The sequence below is a fragment of the Lonsdalea populi genome (assembly GCF_015999465.1).
Taxonomy (GTDB): Bacteria; Pseudomonadota; Gammaproteobacteria; order Enterobacterales; family Enterobacteriaceae; genus Lonsdalea; species Lonsdalea populi.
In genome coordinates, this window is the sequence record NZ_CP065534.1 from 2,301,615 (window position 1) to 2,321,218 (window position 19,604).

At 57.9% G+C, this 19,604-nt stretch carries 17 protein-coding genes; 3 read left to right on the forward strand and 14 right to left on the reverse strand.

All coding sequences use genetic code 11. From position 1 onward, the window contains the following. Positions 1 to 29 precede the first annotated feature (29 nt). The 6 genes from I6N93_RS10115 to I6N93_RS10140 form a co-directional block, all read right to left on the reverse strand. The gene (locus tag I6N93_RS10115) at positions 30 to 836 is read right to left on the reverse strand and encodes an ABC transporter permease (RefSeq protein ID WP_085684856.1); all 807 of its coding nucleotides are present in this window, start codon (positions 834 to 836) and stop codon (positions 30 to 32) included. After that, positions 826 to 1,773 carry an ABC transporter permease gene (locus tag I6N93_RS10120; RefSeq protein WP_085684858.1) on the reverse strand — a complete coding sequence of 316 codons (948 nt, stop codon included), beginning with the start codon at positions 1,771 to 1,773 and terminating at the stop codon, positions 826 to 828. Before I6N93_RS10120 ends, I6N93_RS10115 begins: the two co-directional genes overlap by 11 nt. A gap of 1 nt (position 1,774) precedes the next feature. Next, complete coding sequence (locus tag I6N93_RS10125; RefSeq protein ID WP_085684860.1) at positions 1,775 to 2,806, reverse strand: ABC transporter ATP-binding protein; 1,032 nt, start codon at positions 2,804 to 2,806, stop codon at positions 1,775 to 1,777. Positions 2,807 to 2,996: 190 nt separating this feature from the next. Beyond that, positions 2,997 to 4,151, reverse strand: a complete 1,155-nt coding sequence (ydcS, locus tag I6N93_RS10130) for a putative ABC transporter substrate-binding protein YdcS (RefSeq protein WP_085684862.1) — start codon at positions 4,149 to 4,151, stop codon at positions 2,997 to 2,999. 109 nt (positions 4,152 to 4,260) lie between these two features. After that, the gene (locus I6N93_RS10135; protein ID WP_085684864.1) at positions 4,261 to 5,724 is read right to left on the reverse strand and encodes a gamma-aminobutyraldehyde dehydrogenase; all 1,464 of its coding nucleotides are present in this window, start codon (positions 5,722 to 5,724) and stop codon (positions 4,261 to 4,263) included. Positions 5,725 to 5,918: 194 nt separating this feature from the next. Continuing rightward, positions 5,919 to 6,827, reverse strand: coding sequence for a LysR family transcriptional regulator (locus I6N93_RS10140; protein WP_085684866.1), 909 nt, complete (start codon positions 6,825 to 6,827; stop codon positions 5,919 to 5,921). 583 nt (positions 6,828 to 7,410) lie between these two features. Here I6N93_RS10140 and I6N93_RS10145 point away from each other — a divergent pair. Continuing rightward, positions 7,411 to 8,160 carry a CDP-diacylglycerol diphosphatase gene (locus I6N93_RS10145; RefSeq protein WP_085684868.1) on the forward strand — a complete coding sequence of 250 codons (750 nt, stop codon included), beginning with the start codon at positions 7,411 to 7,413 and terminating at the stop codon, positions 8,158 to 8,160. A gap of 38 nt (positions 8,161 to 8,198) precedes the next feature. Here the strand turns inward: I6N93_RS10145 and I6N93_RS10150 are convergent, their stop codons facing one another. Beyond that, entirely contained in the window at positions 8,199 to 9,044 is an 846-nt protein-coding gene (locus I6N93_RS10150; protein ID WP_085684869.1) for a GNAT family N-acetyltransferase, read from the reverse strand. Positions 9,045 to 10,094: 1,050 nt separating this feature from the next. Between I6N93_RS10150 and I6N93_RS10155 the strand changes: the two genes are divergently transcribed. Then, a complete protein-coding gene (locus I6N93_RS10155; RefSeq protein ID WP_167459584.1) occupies positions 10,095 to 10,733 on the forward strand; it encodes a LysE family translocator in 639 nt (212 codons plus the stop codon). A 127-nt stretch (positions 10,734 to 10,860) separates the two neighbouring features. Here I6N93_RS10155 and yjeH read toward each other — a convergent pair whose 3' ends face one another. Beyond that, complete coding sequence (gene yjeH, locus I6N93_RS10160; protein ID WP_167459585.1) at positions 10,861 to 12,141, reverse strand: L-methionine/branched-chain amino acid transporter; 1,281 nt, start codon at positions 12,139 to 12,141, stop codon at positions 10,861 to 10,863. Further along, on the reverse strand, positions 12,117 to 13,148 hold the full coding sequence (locus tag I6N93_RS10165; RefSeq protein ID WP_085684875.1) for a radical SAM protein: 1,032 nt from the start codon (positions 13,146 to 13,148) through the stop codon (positions 12,117 to 12,119). Before I6N93_RS10165 ends, yjeH begins: the two co-directional genes overlap by 25 nt. A 706-nt stretch (positions 13,149 to 13,854) precedes the next feature. On the opposite strand from I6N93_RS10165, the gene I6N93_RS10170 reads away from it, so the two are divergent. Beyond that, entirely contained in the window at positions 13,855 to 15,180 is a 1,326-nt protein-coding gene (locus tag I6N93_RS10170; protein ID WP_085684877.1) for an APC family permease, read from the forward strand. A gap of 45 nt (positions 15,181 to 15,225) precedes the next feature. On the opposite strand, the gene I6N93_RS10175 is transcribed toward I6N93_RS10170, so the two are convergent. From I6N93_RS10175 to I6N93_RS10195, 5 genes are read right to left on the reverse strand one after another with little or no spacing between them, the layout of a single operon-like run. After that, positions 15,226 to 15,840 (reverse strand): RraA family protein, encoded by a 615-nt coding sequence (locus I6N93_RS10175; protein WP_085684879.1) that lies wholly within the window; start codon positions 15,838 to 15,840, stop codon positions 15,226 to 15,228. Then, positions 15,837 to 16,646 (reverse strand): ABC transporter ATP-binding protein, encoded by an 810-nt coding sequence (locus tag I6N93_RS10180; protein WP_085684881.1) that lies wholly within the window; start codon positions 16,644 to 16,646, stop codon positions 15,837 to 15,839. Before I6N93_RS10180 ends, I6N93_RS10175 begins: the two co-directional genes overlap by 4 nt. A gap of 11 nt (positions 16,647 to 16,657) precedes the next feature. Beyond that, positions 16,658 to 17,689: a FecCD family ABC transporter permease gene (locus I6N93_RS10185; protein WP_085684883.1), complete on the reverse strand. Its 1,032-nt coding sequence runs from the start codon at positions 17,687 to 17,689 to the stop codon at positions 16,658 to 16,660. After that, on the reverse strand, positions 17,682 to 18,695 hold the full coding sequence (locus tag I6N93_RS10190) for a FecCD family ABC transporter permease (protein ID WP_085684885.1): 1,014 nt from the start codon (positions 18,693 to 18,695) through the stop codon (positions 17,682 to 17,684). Before I6N93_RS10190 ends, I6N93_RS10185 begins: the two co-directional genes overlap by 8 nt. Continuing rightward, positions 18,692 to 19,603 carry an ABC transporter substrate-binding protein gene (locus I6N93_RS10195; protein ID WP_085684886.1) on the reverse strand — a complete coding sequence of 304 codons (912 nt, stop codon included), beginning with the start codon at positions 19,601 to 19,603 and terminating at the stop codon, positions 18,692 to 18,694. Before I6N93_RS10195 ends, I6N93_RS10190 begins: the two co-directional genes overlap by 4 nt. Position 19,604 lies beyond the last annotated feature (1 nt).

Genomic DNA, 19,604 nt, shown 5'->3' on the forward strand with positions numbered 1-19,604 from the left:
CTATGACGTTCATTTTCAGGGGCTGCGGGCTATTTGCCGTCACCGGACACATCCGTCGTTTCTTTTGTCAGATACCAGGCCCCGAGGATCGGGATCATGGTCAATACCATCAGGCACAGCGCCACCACGTTAGTGATCGGCACATCACGCGGTCGCCCCAGCTGATTCAACAGCCAGATAGGCAGGGTGCGTTCGTGACCGGCGGTAAACGTCGTCACGATAATTTCATCGAAGGACAGCGCGAAGGCCAGCATCCCGCCTGCCAGCAGCGCCGTCGCCAGATTGGGAAGGATCACGTAGCGAAAGGTCTGCCAGCCGTCGGCGCCCAGATCCATCGACGCCTCAATCAGCGAGTGAGAGATACGCCGGAACCGGGCGATGGCATTGTTGAACACAATCACAATGCAAAACGTGGCGTGGCCGATCACGATCGTCATCATGCCGGGCTCAATGTCCGCCGTCTGGAAAGCGGCCAGCAGCGCCAGACCGGTGATAATGCCCGGCAGCGCCAGCGGCAGCATCAACATCAGCGTGATGCCGTTTTTGCCGTAAAAGTCCCGGCGGTACAGCGCGGCGGCGGCCAGCGTGCCGAGCACCAGCGCAATCAGCGTGGAAAGGCAGGCGATCTGCAACGACAGAATGACGGCGTCGAAGATATCCCGCCTCTCCGCCGCGAGCTGGAACCAACGCAGCGTAAAGCCTTTCGGCGGGAAGCTGAACGCCGCCTCTTCGGTATTGAACGCGTAAACGGCGATGATCAGCAGCGGGGCATGCAGAAACAGCAGTCCACCCCAGGCTGCCAGCCGGAGCGGTAGCGGTGCGCGTTTAGAGTGCATCGAAGGCCCCCCATCGTTTCACCAAAGCGAGATAGAAGGCAATCAAGACAATGGGCACCAGCGTAAACGCCGCCGCCATAGGCAGGTTGCCGATGGCCCCCTGCTGGGAATAGACCATGTTGCCGATGAAATAGCCCGGCGGCCCCACCAGCTGCGGCACGATAAAGTCGCCCAGCGTGAGTGAAAAAGTGAAGATGGAGCCGGCGGCAATGCCCGGCACCGCCAGCGGCAGGATGACATAACGGAAGGTCTGCTGCGGCCGCGCGCCCAAATCCTCCGACGCCTGAATCAGCGATGTCGGCAGACGTTCCAGCGCCGCGTGGATCGGCAGGATCATAAAAGGCAGCCAGATATAAACGAACACCAGAAAGCGCCCCAGCCCGGAGGTCGACAGCGTGTTCCCGCCAATGCCCGGCAGCAGCAAGAGACTGTTCAAGCCGCCTTCCAGCCCCAGGTGGCGCAGAAACCACTGAATGACGCCGTCCCGCGACAACAGCAGTGTCCAGGCGTAGGCCTTGACGATATAGCTGGCCCACATCGGCATCATCACCGCGACATAAAAAAAAGCTTTCTGCTTGCCCCGGGTGTAGCGCGCCATGTAGTACGCGATGGGGAACGCCAGCACGGCGCTGAACAGCGTGACGCACACCGCCATCGCCGCCGTGCGCGCAATAATGTCGTAATTCGCCGGGCTGAACAGCGCCGCGATGTTCGCCAGCGTCAACGTGGGCGAGACCGTCATCGTGAAGTCGTCAAAGGTATAAAACCCCTGCCACAGCAGCGTCAGTAACGACCCCAGATAGACGGTGCCGAACCACAGCAGCGGCGGCGTCAACAGCAGCGCCAGATAGAAGCCCTGACGACGATAGAAGAAGTCGAACAGGCGATGTAATGCCCCCCGACGGACGGCGGGCACCAAGATGTCTGCGCGCGTCATCTCACCCCACCTCCTGCAGCGAGACCATGGCGCTACGCGCCCAGCAGGCCGTCAACGGTTGGCCGATTGCCCAGGCAGGCTGGATGGCGGCGCGCTGATGGTGGGTTTCGCTCGCCAGCAGACGCTCGCCTGTTTCCAGCACCAGCTCGTAGCGGGTCGCCATGCCCTGATAGTGAATATCCTTAACCTGCGCCGCGACGCGAATTTCGCCCTCACACTCACCCGGTGCGGGTGCCAGCAGGCGAATGTGTTCCGGGCGGACGGCGAAACACCCCACCTCACCGGTCAGCCGCAGCGTCTGCTCTGACGACAGCACATTGGACGTGCCGACAAACTCCGCCACAAACGGCGTTTTAGGGTTCATATACAGCTCGCGGGGCGTATCCACCTGTTCAATGCGGCCGTTATTGAATACCGCGACCCGGTCGGACATCGACAAAGCTTCGCTCTGATCGTGCGTCACGAAGATAAAGGTGATGCCAAGCTGGCGCTGGAGCGTCTTGAGTTCGCCCTGCATCTGTTCGCGTAATTTGAGATCCAGCGCGCCGAGCGGCTCATCGAGCAGCAGCACGCTGGGTTGATTGACCAACGCGCGCGCCAGCGCCACGCGCTGACGCTGCCCACCGGACAGCTGTGCCGGTTTACGCGCCGCGACAAATCCGAGCGCTACCCGTTCCAACGCCTCCTGCGCCCGGACGCGGCGTTCGTTTTTGCCGACGCCCTTCACGCGCAGCCCATAGGCCACGTTGTCCAGCACGGTCATGTGTGGAAACAGCGCATAATCCTGAAAAACGGTGTTCACATCACGCTGATAAGGCGCCAGCCCGGTGGCTTCGCGCCCGTGAATCCGAATAGAACCCGAGGAAAGCGGTTCGAAACCCGCGATCAGTCTCAGACAGGTGGTTTTCCCTGAACCGGAGGGGCCGAGCATGGAAAAGAATTCGCCCTCTTTTATATCGATGGAAACACGATCCACGGCGCGAACATCACCAAAGCATCGGGATACGTCGATAAATTCCACAGCATTGGGCATAAGCAACTCCTGGTAGAGGGGTTATTCATCGCGCGATTTAAACCCCAACCGAAAATGAAACCAAACCGGCAAAACATTACGAACTTATGGGAATAAAAAGCGGGAACGGTTAAAGCATCAGCCGCGAAATAATCAATTCTATGTCGTCGGCTGAAAGCGCTATTTATTTTTTTAAACCTATCCGTTTAATTCAACGCCCGCCCATAATGGCAATATAATCCTGCGTCCAGCGGCTATAGGGGACATATTTCCCGCCTTCGGACTGCGGCGTTTTCCAGAACGCAATTTTATCGAACTGCGTCGCGCCGTTATTTTCACACCCTTCGGCACCCAGCAGTGCATTGCCTTTACAGGCGGCCGGCACGGCCGGTACGGAGCCGAACCAGGCGGCGATATCGCCCTGCACTTTGGGCAGCAATGACCAGTTCATCCATTTGTAAGCGCATACTGGATGTTTGGCGTCCGACGCTAGCATGGTGGTATCAGCCCACCCGGTCACGCCCTCCTTCGGCAACACGGTGGCGATGGGTTGCCCCTCGCTCTTGAGCGCATTCGCCTGATACGGCCAGGCGCTGGATGCCGCCACGCCTTCATTCTTGAAGTCGCTCATCTGCACGGAGGTGTCGTGCCAATAGCGATGAACTAGCGCGCGCTGGCTGCGTAACAGCGTCAGAACCGCCTGATACTGAGGCTCCGTTAGTTGATACGGGTCTGAAATGCCCAGCTCCGGCTGCGTGCTTTTCAGGTACAACGCAGCATCGGCAATGTAGATCGGGCCGTCGTAAGCCTGCACCCGCCCCTGATTCGTCTTACCGTCGGGCAACGTCTGCGCAGTGAATACCACCGACCAGCTTTCCGGCGGCGTCGGGAACACCGTCGTGTTGTACATCAGGAGATTGGGGCCCCATTGATACGGAGTGCCGTAGATTTTGCCGCCGACCGTGTACCACGGCGCGTTGATCAGCCGCGGGTCGATGCTTTTCCAGTTGGGAATAGCGGCAGGCTCAATCGGCTGGACACGCTTGCCATAGATCAGCCGCAGCGAGGCGTCGCCGGAGGCCGTGACCAGATCGTATCCGCCCTTTGCCATCAGGCTGACCATTTCGTCCGAGGTCGCCGCGGTTTTGACATTGACCTGGCAGAGAGTTTCCTGTTCGAACTGCGTGACCCAATCGTAGTTTTCATCGCTTTGACCCCGTTCGATGTAACCGGGCCAGGCGACGATATCGAGACGGCCTTCCCCTTGGGCAGATAATTCCGGCGCGGTCGCGTGGGCGATATTTAACGCACACAAGACGCTCAGGCAAATAGCGGACAATGATGTCCTGGCATGATATTTTTCCATACTGTTCCCCCGTCAAGGTTGGCTTATTTGTAGCTTGATAGCGCCACACGTTTTTTATTATCTATGGCTGCGTTTCATAATAAGAAAATACGATTGTCTGAGCGCGATTTTAAAATTGTCGTTTGAATTTGGCCATGATATGCCGAACCACGCTGTAATTTTGTAATGAATAACTGGATAAATCATTGCCATAGCCGGAACGCTTTAATCCCCCGTGCGGCATTTCACTAATGAGCGAGAAATGGCTGTTAATCCACGTCGTCCCGTATTGCAAACTGGCCGCCACCTGCATGGCGGTATCAATATTTTTCGTCCAGACCGACGACGCCAGCCCATACTCCGATTCGTTTGACCACTGGACCACCTGTTCAAGCGAGGTGAAACGGGTGACACTGACCACCGGGCCGAAAACCTCGCGCTGCACGATTTCATCGCTTTGCAGGCAACCGGCCAGCAGCGTCGGCGGGTAGTAAAAGCCGGGAGCGTCCACCATGCCTGCCCCCGTAATGCGTTCTATGTGTGGCTGACTTAGCGCGCGTTCCACGAAGCTGGAAACCCGGTCACGTTGGCGGGCGCTGATCAGCGGTCCCAGATGGTTATCTTCGTCTCGCGGCTGCGCCATCCGCAGGCGGGACACCGACGCGCCCAGCGCATCCACCAGTTGCGCATAGATGCCCGCCTGCGCATACACCCGACAGGCCGAGGTGCAGTCCTGCCCCGCGTTGTAGTAGCCCCAGGTGGCGATCGCCTTGACGGCATCATCGATATCCGCGTCGTCGCAGACAATCACCGGGGCTTTGCCTCCCAGCTCCAGATGGGTGCGTTTCACGTTGCTGACGGCGGCGTTCAAAATTCTCTGACCGGTCACAATATCTCCGGTGACCGACACCATACGCACCCGCGGGTGATTGACCAGGGCGCGACCGGCGCTCTCGCCGCCGCCGGTGATAATATTCAGCACGCCCGACGGCAACAGCGCATTCAAGGTAGGCGCCAGCGCCAATATGGTCAGCGGCGTGTGCTCGGAAGGCTTGAATACCACAGTGTTGCCCGCCGCCAGCGCCGGGGCGATTTTCCAGGCCGCCATCATCAACGGGTAATTCCACGGCGCGATGGAGGCCACGACGCCGAGGGGGTCCCGGCGTATCATGGACGTGTGACCGTCCAGGTACTCTCCCGCTAACTGCCCCTGCTGGCAGCGCACCGCGCCGGCAAAAAAGCGAAAGACATCGGCGACGGCGGGAAGATCGTCATTGAGCGCCTGATACAGCGGCTTGCCGCAGTTAATGGCTTCCAACCGCGCCAGCGACGCGGCCTCTCGTTCTATTGCATCCGCAATACGCAACAGCACGATGGCGCGCTGCGACGGCGTGGTTCTGGCCCACGCGGGGAAGGCGCGCTGAGCCGAGTCTACCGCCTCGGCGACCTGCGCGGCAGACGTTTCCCCCAACCTGGCGACGATAGCCCCACTGGCGGGATTGACGATGTCCTGCGATATGCCATCGCCGTCAATCAACTGACCATCAATCAACTGCCTGCTGGAAAAGCGGGCGATAAAATCCTCATCCGACATCGCGTTTCCCCGCTTCTACTCAGTTTCTACTTTCGCGCCCCGGAATAGGGATATCCGCATAGAACCAACGCCTACGTGAGGTGAGACAGCGCGTTGAAAACACAATAGGGAAAGTCGGCGGGCATCAACCACTATTTATTATTGAAAACAGCATTCGAATAAATCGAATGCTGTTCCATTTCCATGCAGGGGACTTAGGAACTCTTACGCAGCCCGTTGTTTTCGCGGGCAACGCTGAGAAAGGGGGAAACCAGTTTGGGCCGCGTACTGCCTCGACGCCAGGCCATACCGATTTCTAATGGTTCGATAGGGTCGGTCAATTTGCTCGCTTCGATCATATTTCCTTCCAGTGACCAGGCGCGATAAGTCATGTCCGGTAGGATAGACAGCCCCATCCCGGCGGCGACGAGACTGCGCACGGCTTCGGTCGATGTGGTCTTCATGGCGATCTCCGGCGTCAGGCTGGCTTTACTCCAGATTTGCCGGGCGTGGATATCCATCTCATCCACGTTGAGCTGAATCAGCGGCTCCGTCACGACATCCGCCAGGCTGATGCTCTCGCGCTCCAGCAGCGGATGCATCGGCGGCAGCCACAGACGGTACGGCGAATGGCACAGCACTTCCGTCTGCAAGGCATCGCGGTCTTCAAGGTTGGAGAGGATCAACACGCCGATGTCGATCTCGCCGCTCACCAGCAAATGTTCGATGTATCTGCGCTCATCCTCCACGACCTGCACCACCACATTGGGGTAGGCGTCTTTGAAATGTTTGAGCAGATCGACGAGAAAGTAGCCCGCCACCAGGCTTGTCACCCCCACGGTCAGGGAGCCTGTGATGCTTTCTGTCCCGGTTCTCAGGCTGCGGGTGGCATTTTCCACCGTTGCCAGAATCAGGTAGGACTGACGTAAAAACTGATGCCCCTGGTGCGTCAGCGTCATGCCTTTGGCGTGGCGTTCGAATAAACGCACCCCGGTTTCGTTTTCCAATTGCTGAATAGCCAGCGTGAGCGACGACTGAGAAACAAAGGCGGTTTGTGCGGCGGCCGAAATCGAGCCGGTCTCGGCAACCGCAATAAAGTGCCGGATTTGACGTAGCGTTAACATCCCCGTCAGGCGCCTCTTCAAAATAAGTCAAGGGCCCATAGATACCACGCCATTCGTTTTATCGAAAGCGTTGTCATTTTACGATATCCCCACGTTCCCACTCGGTTCGACTGCCATAATCAACTGATTATTCAGTATGTTGCGTTCAACCAGCATGCCACTCAGCGCTGAAAGATATTGAAAAACACCGCGTCACGGCCGCCCTGCGGCAGGTGATCGACGCCAATATCGCACTGACGGAGTGCGGACTGGCGCGAACAGGCAGAAGGCAGGCATGCCGATCGCGCCATTGACCGTTTAAATAGCCCAACAGCAGGTATCTCGTCAGACTTGCACGTTGAAAACCGTGCGCAGCAACATACATTCGAAATGATGAATCCTCACGCAGGCACCGGATACTCCATGTTTTCCCTCCGTATCTCCGCTATATTATCTGTGGTTTCGGACCCGCCAACGTGTGACATTTCGGCTCAGAATCAAGTTCTATCCATTATGTAACCGTTATCACGTTCGGCTACGAGTATGGGATACAACCTGGTTTTTATCTGGAACCCATCATTTAATTATGCAGGAGGCGTAATACATGCAGAGGAAAAAGAAGGTAGGGTATGCGACAGCTGCCATCATCGTATTGCTGGTGCTGCTCGGGTACTTACTGTTCAGAGACAGCAGCGATGCGCTATGGAAGACGGTGACGGAAAAGTGCGTTCCCAGCCAGCAGCAGGGCTCCCCAGCGCCTTGTCTTGCGGTTAATAGCCATAATCAATCCGCGCTACTTAAAGACAGAAACGGCCCCCACCACGACCTGCTGATCCCGACCGAGAAAATCACCGGGATCGAAAGCCCCGCGTTGCAACAGCACAACATTCCGGCCTTTTTCGCTGCTGCCTGGGAAGCGCGTAAGCATCTGTCCGACGAAGCGGGCAAAACGCTACCGGACGATATTTTGGTGCTGGCTGTTAATTCACGCTATTCGCGCACGCAAGAACAACTGCACATCCATATTTCCTGCCTGCGGCCTGAGGCCTACCAAACGCTGCGCGAGCAGGGAAGTAGCCTGTCGACCGACTGGCAGCCGCTGGGCGAAGAGCTGCGCGGGCATCGCTATCTGGCGAAGAAGCTGACCTCGCAGGACCTGACGCGTGACGATCCTTTTAAAGAACTCTACGCCTATGTTCAGCGCCAGGGCGATAGTATAGACAACTACGGACTGGCGCTCACCGTCACGCCCGACGGCGAAAAACTGCTGCTGGCTAACCGGGGCGTTCGCTTCGGCTTTAACCGCGGCTCGACCTCTGAGCTGATCGATCCCCAGTGCTCACTGGCACGTTAAACGATAACGGGACCTGTCTATGGGTCCCGTTTCTTTTATCAGGCCATCGCCTGCGACATGAGCGCAAATACCCGAGGCCCCTCGGCATCGTTCTTCCACGGTTCGCCGCGCACCATGATCACCGGCGCATCCACCTGCTCCAGCCCCCAGAGGGATAACCCTTCACCCAGCCCCTGCGCCGCATCCGTATCAATACGCACAAAATCATTCACTCTGGCCTGCATCAGCTGTGCGATGATCCGCTGCGCCTCCGGCAAGCCGCGGGCGATGACCGGACCGAGCGTCCAGCCGCGTCCGAAACGACGGCTAGCGCCCCAACCGACGATACGATCGCCCTCTTCCAACACCCAGAGTTCCGCATGACGGAACAGATGGGACACGAGCGCCGAACGCACCAGACCGCTGGCCTGACTATCCTGTTCGATCAATTCGGGGAGATCCCCCTCGCGGGCGAGACGAAGTCGCTGTCCAGCCGAGTCTTCCACACGTGGAGCCGCCGCCAGACAGACGGTCTGGAACTGATGGGTTTCGCCGATGGCCGTAAAGCCCAACGACCGATACAACGGGAGTCCGGCGACGGTGGCATGCAGCCTGAGCTGGCGGTTACCCTGCGCCGTTATTTGCTGCTCCAACAGGCGACGGCCAATGCCCCGACCCTGAAATTTCGCATCGACCACCACCAAACCGAGCGTGGCCCAGTTCGCTCCCCAACGCCAGCTCAGCGCCGTCCCCACCACCTGCCCCTCACACTCGGCGACCACGCCTTCGCCCAGCCGCAACGCCTCCTGCCAATCCTCCATCCGATGCGGCCAATGCAGCAGTTGAGTGAGCCGATAGCCGGCCGCGCAATCGGCCTGCATCATCGGCCGCAACATGATGTCCATTCCCCTTATCCTCTCATTATGCCGACGCCGTCGGTATCACACCCCATTCAGCGGGACAAGTCAAAACCGGTTCGGCCATGGGGATTATCATGGCCGAAAAACAGCAGACTGACCGGGTAAACGAAAGTTGGTTTTATAACAGACTTATTTTATCTTACCCGCCATAACTTCCCCTTTTGAATAAAAACGGATATTATTGCGAGGATTAAATCACCGTTTAATTCAGTATTTAATGACGTTTTAATCGACAGAAAGCGTATTATATCCAAGCCTAATTTTACAAGGAGCGTAATAGCGTGGCTAGACCAATGGTAGCGTGCCATCCTTATTTTAAGGTGGTAAATAAGAGGCTGGAAATAGTTCCAGCAGGTGATATATTTTACGCACAGGGAACCCAAAAATGGCAAAGCAAACCCGGTAGAGGCCAAATATATCAGGGACGCCTGACGAGGCAGCCGGATAAAAAACGTAATACATCAATCAGTTAAAATTACATCCTTTTATCTCATCGCCAATATCCCCGAAAAAACATTTCCTGTAACCGATTCCATAACTCATTCCCCGTTTATTTTTTACCCAAAACTGTTATGGTTATTTTTGCGTTATGGTTTCGATTAGTCGTTATTTTCTGGCAAACAACCCCCTCGGACATCACCCTTTATTTTCATATTAACGGCATGGACCTTATGAAAAAGATCTATTTTTTACACCCTATGATCAATTATCGCTTCCCGCCATCGCCTTACCCCATTTGGCTGGCAATGATTAAACCGCTTAAAATATTCAAGATAACGCTGAATTGGACTCGAGACGATCACACGCGACACCGAGAGGAGAAAAGGAATTTCAGTGGGCCGCTGATTATGCGCTCACGTCGCTGGAAATATTTCGCCAATGGGGAATTCTATTGGTTGTATTGCCGATGTCAGCGGCAGGGTGCCGACGGGTTGACTCCGGATGGCGAGGCCGTCATGACGGATGCACTCAGAAAATGGGCTCAGGGCCACCGGCTCCCGAATAAATCGGCGATCAGACGAGCAGAGGAATTCCATGGCTGACTTTAACTGGCCCCTGTTTCTTATCGCTTCATTCACCTTCTGCGCCCTCCCCAGGAAGGATATGCTGTGCATTACCGGTAATTTTCATCGCTTTGGCAAGAAAGCCGCCCTGAGCGGAATCGTCGGGCTGGCGCTGGGCTGCTATTGCTACGTGATCTTATCCTGGCTGCTCGTCAGCCTCGCGCTGGCAGCCTCGCCCGTCGTGCTGACTATGGTCAAACTGCTGGGCGCACTGTTTTTAATCTGGGAAGGCAGCCGCGTTTACCGCATGCCCCCGGCGGCGCGTTATCTGTCTAAAAGCACGACGATGACCCCGGTACATCCGTCCTCCTTCTTTCTGCAGGGGGCCATCGGCAGCTTGCAGAATCTCCGGACGGGCATTTTTTATCTCTCCTTCTTTTCCCAGTTCGTCTCGCCGGGCAGCTCCGGAGATGGAATTATCCTGATGGGAACGCTGTTTTGCCTGGGCACTTCCGGCTTCAATCTGGCGTACTGCTACCTGTCTCCCTGGCTCAAAAAGCGCTCCGTCAACGACATCGACTTCTTCCTTTCCAAAGTGCCGGCGATGCTGCTGTTGGCTATCGGCAGCTGGATGACGTGTGAAATTGCCTGGGGGGTCATGCCGGAGTAGCAAGGAGATAACAAGCGCCGCGCGATGCGCCAGCCGATGCATCGCGCGGCGCTTGTTAAAACAGAGTGACTCGCCGTGCCTTTAGAGGGGAAACGCGCTCGTTACTGAGCTCATTCTCTTGCATGTATTACGCCCGGGACCCGCCGGAGGACGCCACCATCGCCTTACGCAGGCGCCGTGAACTCCAGACAAAGGCGAGCAGCGTGACGACGACGGCATACAGCATGTTGTCGCCAATGACGCAGGCGACGCCAAGACAAAACAGGCTAGCCAGCAGCGCCATCACGCGTTGATGTCCATGAAGCAAGCGGCATGCCGACAGCGAGGCAGACAGATAGATCATCACAAACACACCGTTGGCGCAGGCAATCAGGCTCTCCAGACCGATAGACCACCCGTACTTGAGCGAGACGGTGATGGCGACGGGCAGCACCGCAAGCAACGTCGCCGCTACCGGCGCGTGGAAACGGTTACGGTATGCCAGACAACGGCTTATCGGTCCATGTCCCTCCATCGAAACAATCAGTCTCGTGAAGCTGATGATGTAGAGGTTGACCGCCGCAAGACAGGTCAAAAAACCCATCAGGCCGATCGCTACCGCGCCAGTCCGCCCAAAGGCCTGCCCAATCAGGCGGGGCAACGAGGAGATATTGTCGACTTCGTTGCCGAAGGCGGAAAACCGCAACACGGTGTAGCTCAACAAACAGTACAGACTGAGCGCGACCGCCAGCGAGATGACAATCGTGCGCGGAAAATCTCTTTCCGGAGAGGCGAACTCCGGCGCAAGATGAGCGACGGCCTCAATGCCCACAAAGCACCAAAAAATAATGCCCATCGCCTTCAAGAACGCTAATAGGCTATCGCCGCCTGCCGAAATGACCTTAGGCGCGGCGCTCGGCGTTTCCGTAAACCCCACCACGATGACGCTGATCAGCACCAGCGCCGTCAGCACCGTAATCCCGAATTGCACATTGCCCGACAGCGTGACGTTGAAAGCATTGACGATCAAAATCAGCGACAGCATAAGCAGCGCGAAATAACCGCAATAGACCGGAGAAAGCCCGAGGCAGTACACCAGGTAATTAGCGCCGGTGATCACGACCACCGGCGGACCGATGGGGATGACGGACAGGTACAACCAGGAGATGCTTTGTCGCAGGCGATGCCCGTAAGCCAGCTCAACAAAATGCGCTGTACCGGCGCTATGAGGGAAACGACGCCCGAGCAGCGCAAAAGTAAAAACCACCGGCAGCACCAGCAACGTCATACCCAGCCACGCCAGCCACGCCCACTGCCCTGCAAGTCCGGCCACCATGGCCGGAACAATGAACACGCCTGAACCTAACAGCGTAGAAACCAGAAAACCCACACCCTGATGTAAACTTAACTTACCGCACTGCTCAGACACGCCATCTCTCCTTTTAGCGATTCCCTGTCATCTAAATGACGGCAATGACACAAGCCGTGAACACGCAGCCCTTTATCGTCGGGACGGTCCGCATTCCATATCTCGATGAGTGTGCGCTCGCGAATATTGCCGTAAGTGGGCTGGCTCATGTTAAAACAGTCGTAAACGTCCCCGATAGCATTCACGTTCAGATTCGTGCCGATGCGATGGCAATCCCCCGCCAGTTCGCCGACGATAATCCCGCGATCGTTTTCACGCTTGATAATTTTGATAGGCCATTCAAAGCCCATGTCCCGATCATACTGCCGGATGCGGCTAACCTCTTCAACCAAACGCGTATAGGGCACCAGAAAATCTTCATAGCAATGCTGTTTGGCGCTGCCTTCGTACAGCACGGTATCGACCAGCGGAAAAATAGTGTGGCTGCGGCAGTAGCGCCAAATATCGTAAATCTCGTCGATATTCTCCGGCAAAACCGACGTTTCGATCGCCAGTCGGGTCTTTCCTTTTTCCAAGCGGTTAAAGCCGGCGTCCATGAGATTTTTTAGCCCACGTCGCATTTTAGACGCGGCATTATGAATGCCGCCGACAATTTCATTCTGGACATCATCTTTGAAACTATTAATTTTTCCGATGATGGAAACATCGCGCGCATAAAGTTTTTGTGCGGTATCACCGGTAATCGCCGTCATATTAGAGAAAACGATACAGTGCAGACCTTTACCACCAATATAATCGATCACTTCCCAGAAGTTACGCGCCAGCAAAGGCTCTCCGGCACCTGCAATCAGCACGGTTTTAATGCCTAGCGCCAATCCATCGTCCACCATCTGCTTTATCTCTCCTGTGGACAGTTCGTTGTCGAACTTTTGCGTCTGGGTATAGCAGAAGGGACATTTAAAATTACAAACATTTTCCAACATAATGGTGAGAGTCAATAAATTACGATCTCTTAGCGCGAAATAAACGTCCTGTTTGGTAAAGGCATTTCCATGAAGTAAATACATTGCTTCTGTTTCCTTAATTTAAATATAATAAAATGCCTATCCACATTATATCTGTAGTATTTATTTAAATTTGACCAGAATCAATCTAAAAAACTGTCGATTTTAATTATTACTGAGAATATAAAAATAAAATAAATAATACTCAGAAAAACACGCCGATGAAAATAAAAATAATAAATAACCGCCATTGGGATTATTAAATCATCTTATTTATCTTATTAAGAAATAAGACGCTTACCTACCGTAAACCCCCACCGTCAGCGTATAAAAATAAATGACTTAAAGCGTAATACGAATCAAATTAAAAACAATAACAACCTGAATTCACCGCGCCGATTAACGGCGTAGAGTACGCCGACGTTTTGATTTTATCGCCGCAGAGACATGCAATGGCTTTTCACCGTCAGCCTGGTGTGCGTAATTTTAATTTCCACACACGATAATAATCCATCAAACCCGTATTCCATCGCGGCGCCCGACCGGCGACATGGGCTAAGAAAGAGTGCAATGACGCCGCCGCGAAGGGGACGATTCAACCTGGTTCACACGCTGTAAACGTGCCTTTTCCCCCGCAACATAGGCGATAACAGCAAGAGCGTGTATCATCCCGGCCGGATTATGCCGCTAACACGCTGGCGCTGGCACATTAATTGCTGCCTTTAGCTCAGAGCAATCATCAATTCCTGGACGAAAACGGGATCATGTTATGGCGAAAGAGAAGGCAAAGAGCAAAGGAACGCTGGGGTTATGGCAAGTGGTGATCATCGGGGTGGCGTACATGACGCCCATGACCGTTTTCGATACCTTCGGCATTGTATCCGGCCTCACCGAAGGCCGCGTCCCGCTCGCTTATTTGCTGGCGCTGGTAGCCGTTTTGCTCACGGCGCTCAGCTATGGCCGAATGGTGAAAGCCTTTCCGGAAGCAGGCTCAGCGTATACCTACAGCCGCAAGACCTGCGGTAATGAGACCGGATTCCTGGTCGGCTGGGCCTCGCTGCTGGACTACATGCTGCTGCCGATGATCAACGCGCTGCTCGCAGGTATCTACCTGAGATCGCTGTTTCCTCAGCTACAGCCGTGGATGTGGATTGTCGCCTTCACGTTGCTGGTCACCTGGATTAACAGCCGCAATATCAAATTATTGGCCAACCTGAACTTTCTCTTTGTCGGCGCGCCCGTCGTGCTGATGGGCGTGTTCATCTATCTGGTGATTCAGGGCGTCATCCATCAGAGCGGCCCCGATGCGGTCTGGACCCTGCGCCCCCTGCTCAACGGCGACACCAGCGTAATACCGCTCATTGGCGGCGCGGCGGTGCTGTGCTTCTCTTTTCTGGGATTCGATGCCGTAACGACCTTGTCCAATGAGACGCGCTCGCCGAAACGCATCATCCCCCGCGCCGTCTTCCTCACCGCTCTGATCGGCGGCGCCATCTTCTTCACCGCCTCCTGGTTCATTCAGCTGTATTATCCGACCAATGCGCAGTTCAAAACCCCCTCGGAGGCGATGCCGGAAATCGTTCTGTATGTAGGCGGCGCGCTGTTTCAGTCGCTATTTCTGGTCGCGATCTTAATCAATACCTTCGCCTCCGCGCTGGCCTCTCACGCCAGCGCCGCACGCCTCCTGCATATCATGGGGCGCGACGGAATTTTCCCCGGCGCCTTTTTCAGCTACGTCCACCCGCGTCTCGGCAGCCCGCTGTACTGCGTGCTGTTTATAGGCGGACTGTCGATGAGCGCCATGTTCTTCGGGCTGGATACCGCCGTGTCGCTGATCAGCTTCGGCGCGCTGGTGGCGTTCACCGCAGTCAACGCGTCGGTCATCGCCCTCCACGTCATTCGGGACAAACGGCTGTCCTCTGCCCGAGAGTGGCTCTTCAACCTGGTTCTTCCGCTGCTCGGCATCGGCACGATTGGCGTGATGTGGGCGCATCTGGACAAGGAATCGATGATCCTCGGCCTGGTCTGGTCGGCAATTGGCCTCGGCTGGATCATCTGGTTCCGGGTCACCAAACGCGAACTGGTATTCTCCTGACGGCGGGCGCGGTTCCCGCACCGCGCAGGCTCGTCCGATAGCTCTTTAGCCGCGACGCCGCATCAGGTCGTCACGGCGTTCGGCGTCGGCGCGCGACTTCTCCCTCGCCGGCAGAAGCCAATGCGCCGCACGCTCCGCGCTCAGAACGAACACGCCGTCATCATCTGCCAGAGCCATATCGCCGGGAAGAACCGACACCCCGCTGACGACGATGGGATGGTTGACCTCGCCGCCGGTTCCCTGTGCCCGCGTGGTGATAGCGCTGATACCACGGCAGAACACCGGCCATCCCAACGCTCGCAACGCCCGCGCATCCGTCACCGCCCCTGACACGATCACGCCCGCCACGCCTTTGACCTGCGCCGCCAAAGTTCGCAATTCGCCCCAGCAGGCACGCTCGGCGTCCTCCATCGCGTCGATGACCAGCACATCGCCCGGCTGACTCAGCAACAGCGCCTCGCGCAGCGCGCCGCCGTCCGGCATCCGCAGGCGGGCGGTGACTACGTTGCCTGCCAGACTGACGCCGGGCGACAACGGACGAATGCCACGCAGGAAGCCTTCCTCCGTCAGGTGGCCCAGCGTGGAGGTCGAGATCTCCCGCCACTGGGCCACGACATCATCGCTCGCGTTCTGCCGACGCGGCAATACGTCATAGATCATGCGATCTCCTTCTCGGCCGATGGACGTTCCCGGCCAAAGGGAATACACAGCGGAGTCTGGAAAAAGGGATCGGGGATAATACGGCAGTCCAGATTGAACACCGTTTTCACCATCGCCTCCGTCAGAATGTCGGCGGGTCGTCCCTGTGCAAACGCCGTTCGGTTATGCACCGCCACCATGTGATCGGCATAGCGGCAGGCCAGATTCAGGTCATGCAACACCATCACGATGGTTTTACCGGCCTGACGGTTCAGGTCTCGCAGCAGATCCAATACTTCAATCTGATGCGCCAGATCGAGGTATGTCGTCGGTTCATCCAGCAACAGCACTTCCGTATCCTGCGCCAGCGTCATCGCAATCCACACCCGTTGCCGCTGGCCGCCGGATAGCGCGTCGACCGGCCGCTCGGCCAGCGCCGTGGTACCGGTCTGCCGCAATGCCTGAGAGACGCGGGCGTCATCCTCTTGCGACCACTGCTGGAACCAGTTCTGATACGGATAACGCCCCAGACTCACCAGTTGCCGGACCGTGATCCCCTCCGGCGCATCCGGCCGCTGCGGCAAGATCGCCAGTTGCCGAGCCACCGCGACCGTGGACTGGCGATGGATGTCCTCGCCGTTGAGCAGCACCGCGCCCGATTGCGGTGCCAGCAGCCGGGCAAACGACTTCAAGAGCGTACTTTTCCCGCAGCCGTTGCTGCCGATAAGCACCGATATTTTGCCGCGCGGCAGCCGGATGTTCAGCTGGTCGATGATGACCTGATGCGGATAGCCGAGCGTCAGGTCACGGCTGGCGATAGCAGTCATTCTTCATTACCTCAATGACGTTGTTTCAACAACAGATACAGGAAAAACGGCGTGCCCAACGCCGAGACAAAAATGCCCGCCGGTAAGTCCAGCGGCAGGAACAGCGTCCGTCCGCACAGGTCGGCCAGCAGCACCAGACCCGCGCCGCACATCGCCGTCATGGCGGCCTGCCCGCCGAATGCGGGACCGACCAGCCGTTTAGCGATGTGGGGCGCGATAAGGCCGACAAAGGCCATCGCCCCGCCCCAGGCTATCGCCGCACCGGCCAGCGCCACGCCGACCGCCAGCAGACACAGCCGGATCCGCTGCACGCGAACGCCAATGCCCTGCGCCAACTCGTCGTCAAGCTGCTGCGCCGTCACATGGCGCGCAATGCCTATCCACAGCGGAACGATCGCCAGCAGCCAACCGGCGAGCGTCCGGGTTTCTGCCCAACTGGCGGCGTAGACGCTGCCGGTCAGCCAGACATAGGCGGATAGCGTAGTCGTCAACGGGCTGAAAACGAGCAGGAAGGTGGTGACCGCCGTCAGCAGCGCCGAGATCCCCACGCCGGTCAGCACCAGTCGCTGCGGCGAGACGCCCGCCCGCCAGGCCAGCAGGTACACCGCCAACGCCGCGACGGCCGCGCCCAATATAGCGGCGAGCGGCAAATAGCCCGCCCCCAGCGCCACCGTCGGAAAAGAGAGATAGCAGACCGTCGCGGCGCTGGCCCCGCTGGTGATGCCCAGAATATCGGGCGAGGCCAGCGGGTTGCGGATCATCGCCTGCAATAACAGGCCGGAAAGCGCCAACGCGCCGCCTACCAGCATCGCCAGCAGGCTTCGCGGCAGTCTCAGCTCCGTCACGATAAAGGCGATGCCGTCCTGTCGTCCGTCGGCCAACGACTGCAGCGCCGCCGAAGGCGCCAGCGGGATCTTGCCCAGACACAGCGACAGCAGCAGCAGTCCCAGCAGCACCGTGCTGGCGATCAGCAGACGAATCACCGTTGAGATATTGATCCGCCGGGAAATGCCGCAGCCACGCAGCTGCACGATCTTATCCATGCCGACCTCCCTGACGCAGCAGATAAAGGAAACAGGGCGCGCCAAGCAGCGCGGTCATGACGCCGACCGGCACCTCCTGCGGCAGGATGACGACACGGGCCAGAATATCCGCCAGCAGCAGCAGCGCGGCCCCCAGCAGCGCACACCCCGGCAGCCGCCAGCGCTGGTCAACCGGAAACAGGCGCTTGGCAATATGCGGGACGACCAAACCAATAAAGCCAATATTGCCGGCCATCGCCACCGCGCTGCCCGCCAGCACCACCACCAGTACGCACATCATCAGCCGTATCCGACCGGTACGCTGTCCCAATCCACGGGCGATCGCCTCGCCCGCGCCCAGAATATTCACCTGCCCCGCCAGCAGCAGCGAGGCCGCCAGCGCGGCAAGACATCCCACCAGAAGCGGACGCACCATCGTCAGATCGCGACCCGCCACCGATCCGGCCAGCCAAAACAGGACGGTATCCAGCCCCTCCTGGCTGACCACCAGAATCGCCTGACTAAATGCAGCGAACATGGCCGAGATCGCCGCCCCCGCCAGCACCATGCGCAGCGGGTTGAGGCGTCCCTGCCCTAGCGTACCGGTCAACCACACCAGCCCTCCCGCCAACGCCGCTCCCGCGAAAGCCGACCACTGCCCGAACTGCGGCGACGCCGCCGGCAGCAGCGCCGCGCAGACAATCAGAAAAAACATCGCCCCGGCATTCACGCCGAACAATCCCGGCGACGCCAGCGGATTTCGGGTCAAGGCCTGCATCAGCGCCCCTGCGACGGCCAGACTGCCGCCGACGACGATGGCGATCAACGTCCGCGTCAGCCGTGTCGAGGTCACGATGCTGTGACTCACGTTCATGACGTCCGGGTCCAGAAACGCCGCCGCCACCTGTGCCGGCGGGACATACACCGGCCCCACCGTCAGGCTGAACAGTGCCAGCAGGAAGACGAGCAGAACGCAGCTCGCCAGTGCGATAACACGATAACGCTCCCGTGCGTTGCCCCGCCTCATGATGCGCCGCCCAGCGTGACCCGCTTGACGTCTTCCAATATGCGCTGCGCCCCGAGAATACCGCCGGACAGGCTCCAGGTGACGCCATCCACCCGCCACACCTGCCCGCGCTTGGGCGCGCGCATCTGCCGCCATAACGGATGGGCAATGACGCGTTCGTAATGACGCAGGGCGGAAGCGCGTTCCGTGCGCAGAAACACGAAGAAAATATCGGCATCAACGACCGGAAGACTTTCGAGATTGGTGAGTTTGAGGGAGACGCCGGGCTGCGCGCGACTGGCCTCGCTCCAGCCAAAGCCCAGCTCGGTGAGCACCGAACCCGGGAAGCTGGCGGGCAAATAGCTGCGAACGTGATCCTCGCGAATATCCAGCACCGCGACCGTCGGCGGCCACTGACCGCCGATCCGTTGTTGCAGCTCTCCTTGCAACTGCGCCACCCGTCTTTGCCAGTCCGCCAGCAACGCCTGCGCGGCCGCCTGCCGCTGCAGCGCCTGTCCCATAGCCTGCACCGTTTGCTTGAATTGATAGATTTCATCCAGCATCACCACCGGCGCAATCCGCGACAGCAGCGCGGCCAGCCGCTGATGACGAAACCGGGACGCCACAATCGCCTGCGGGCGCAGCATCACGATGTCTTCCAGACTGGGCTGCGTCTCCAGCCCGACAATCGGCACGCCCGACAACGCCGAGCGCAAATAGCGGTAGGTCGGCTTCTCACTCCAGGATTCCACCACGCCGACGGGCGTAATGCCCAGCGCCACGGCGGTATCCGTCGCCCCCTGAAACAAGGTCACGACCCGAGGTTCCGCCGTTTCGGCCAACGCAAAGCGCGGCCAGTTCAGCCCCAGCGGCAGCAGGCCCAACGACAGCCGCAGTACGCTGCGGCGCGAAAAGTGTCGACGATGCACG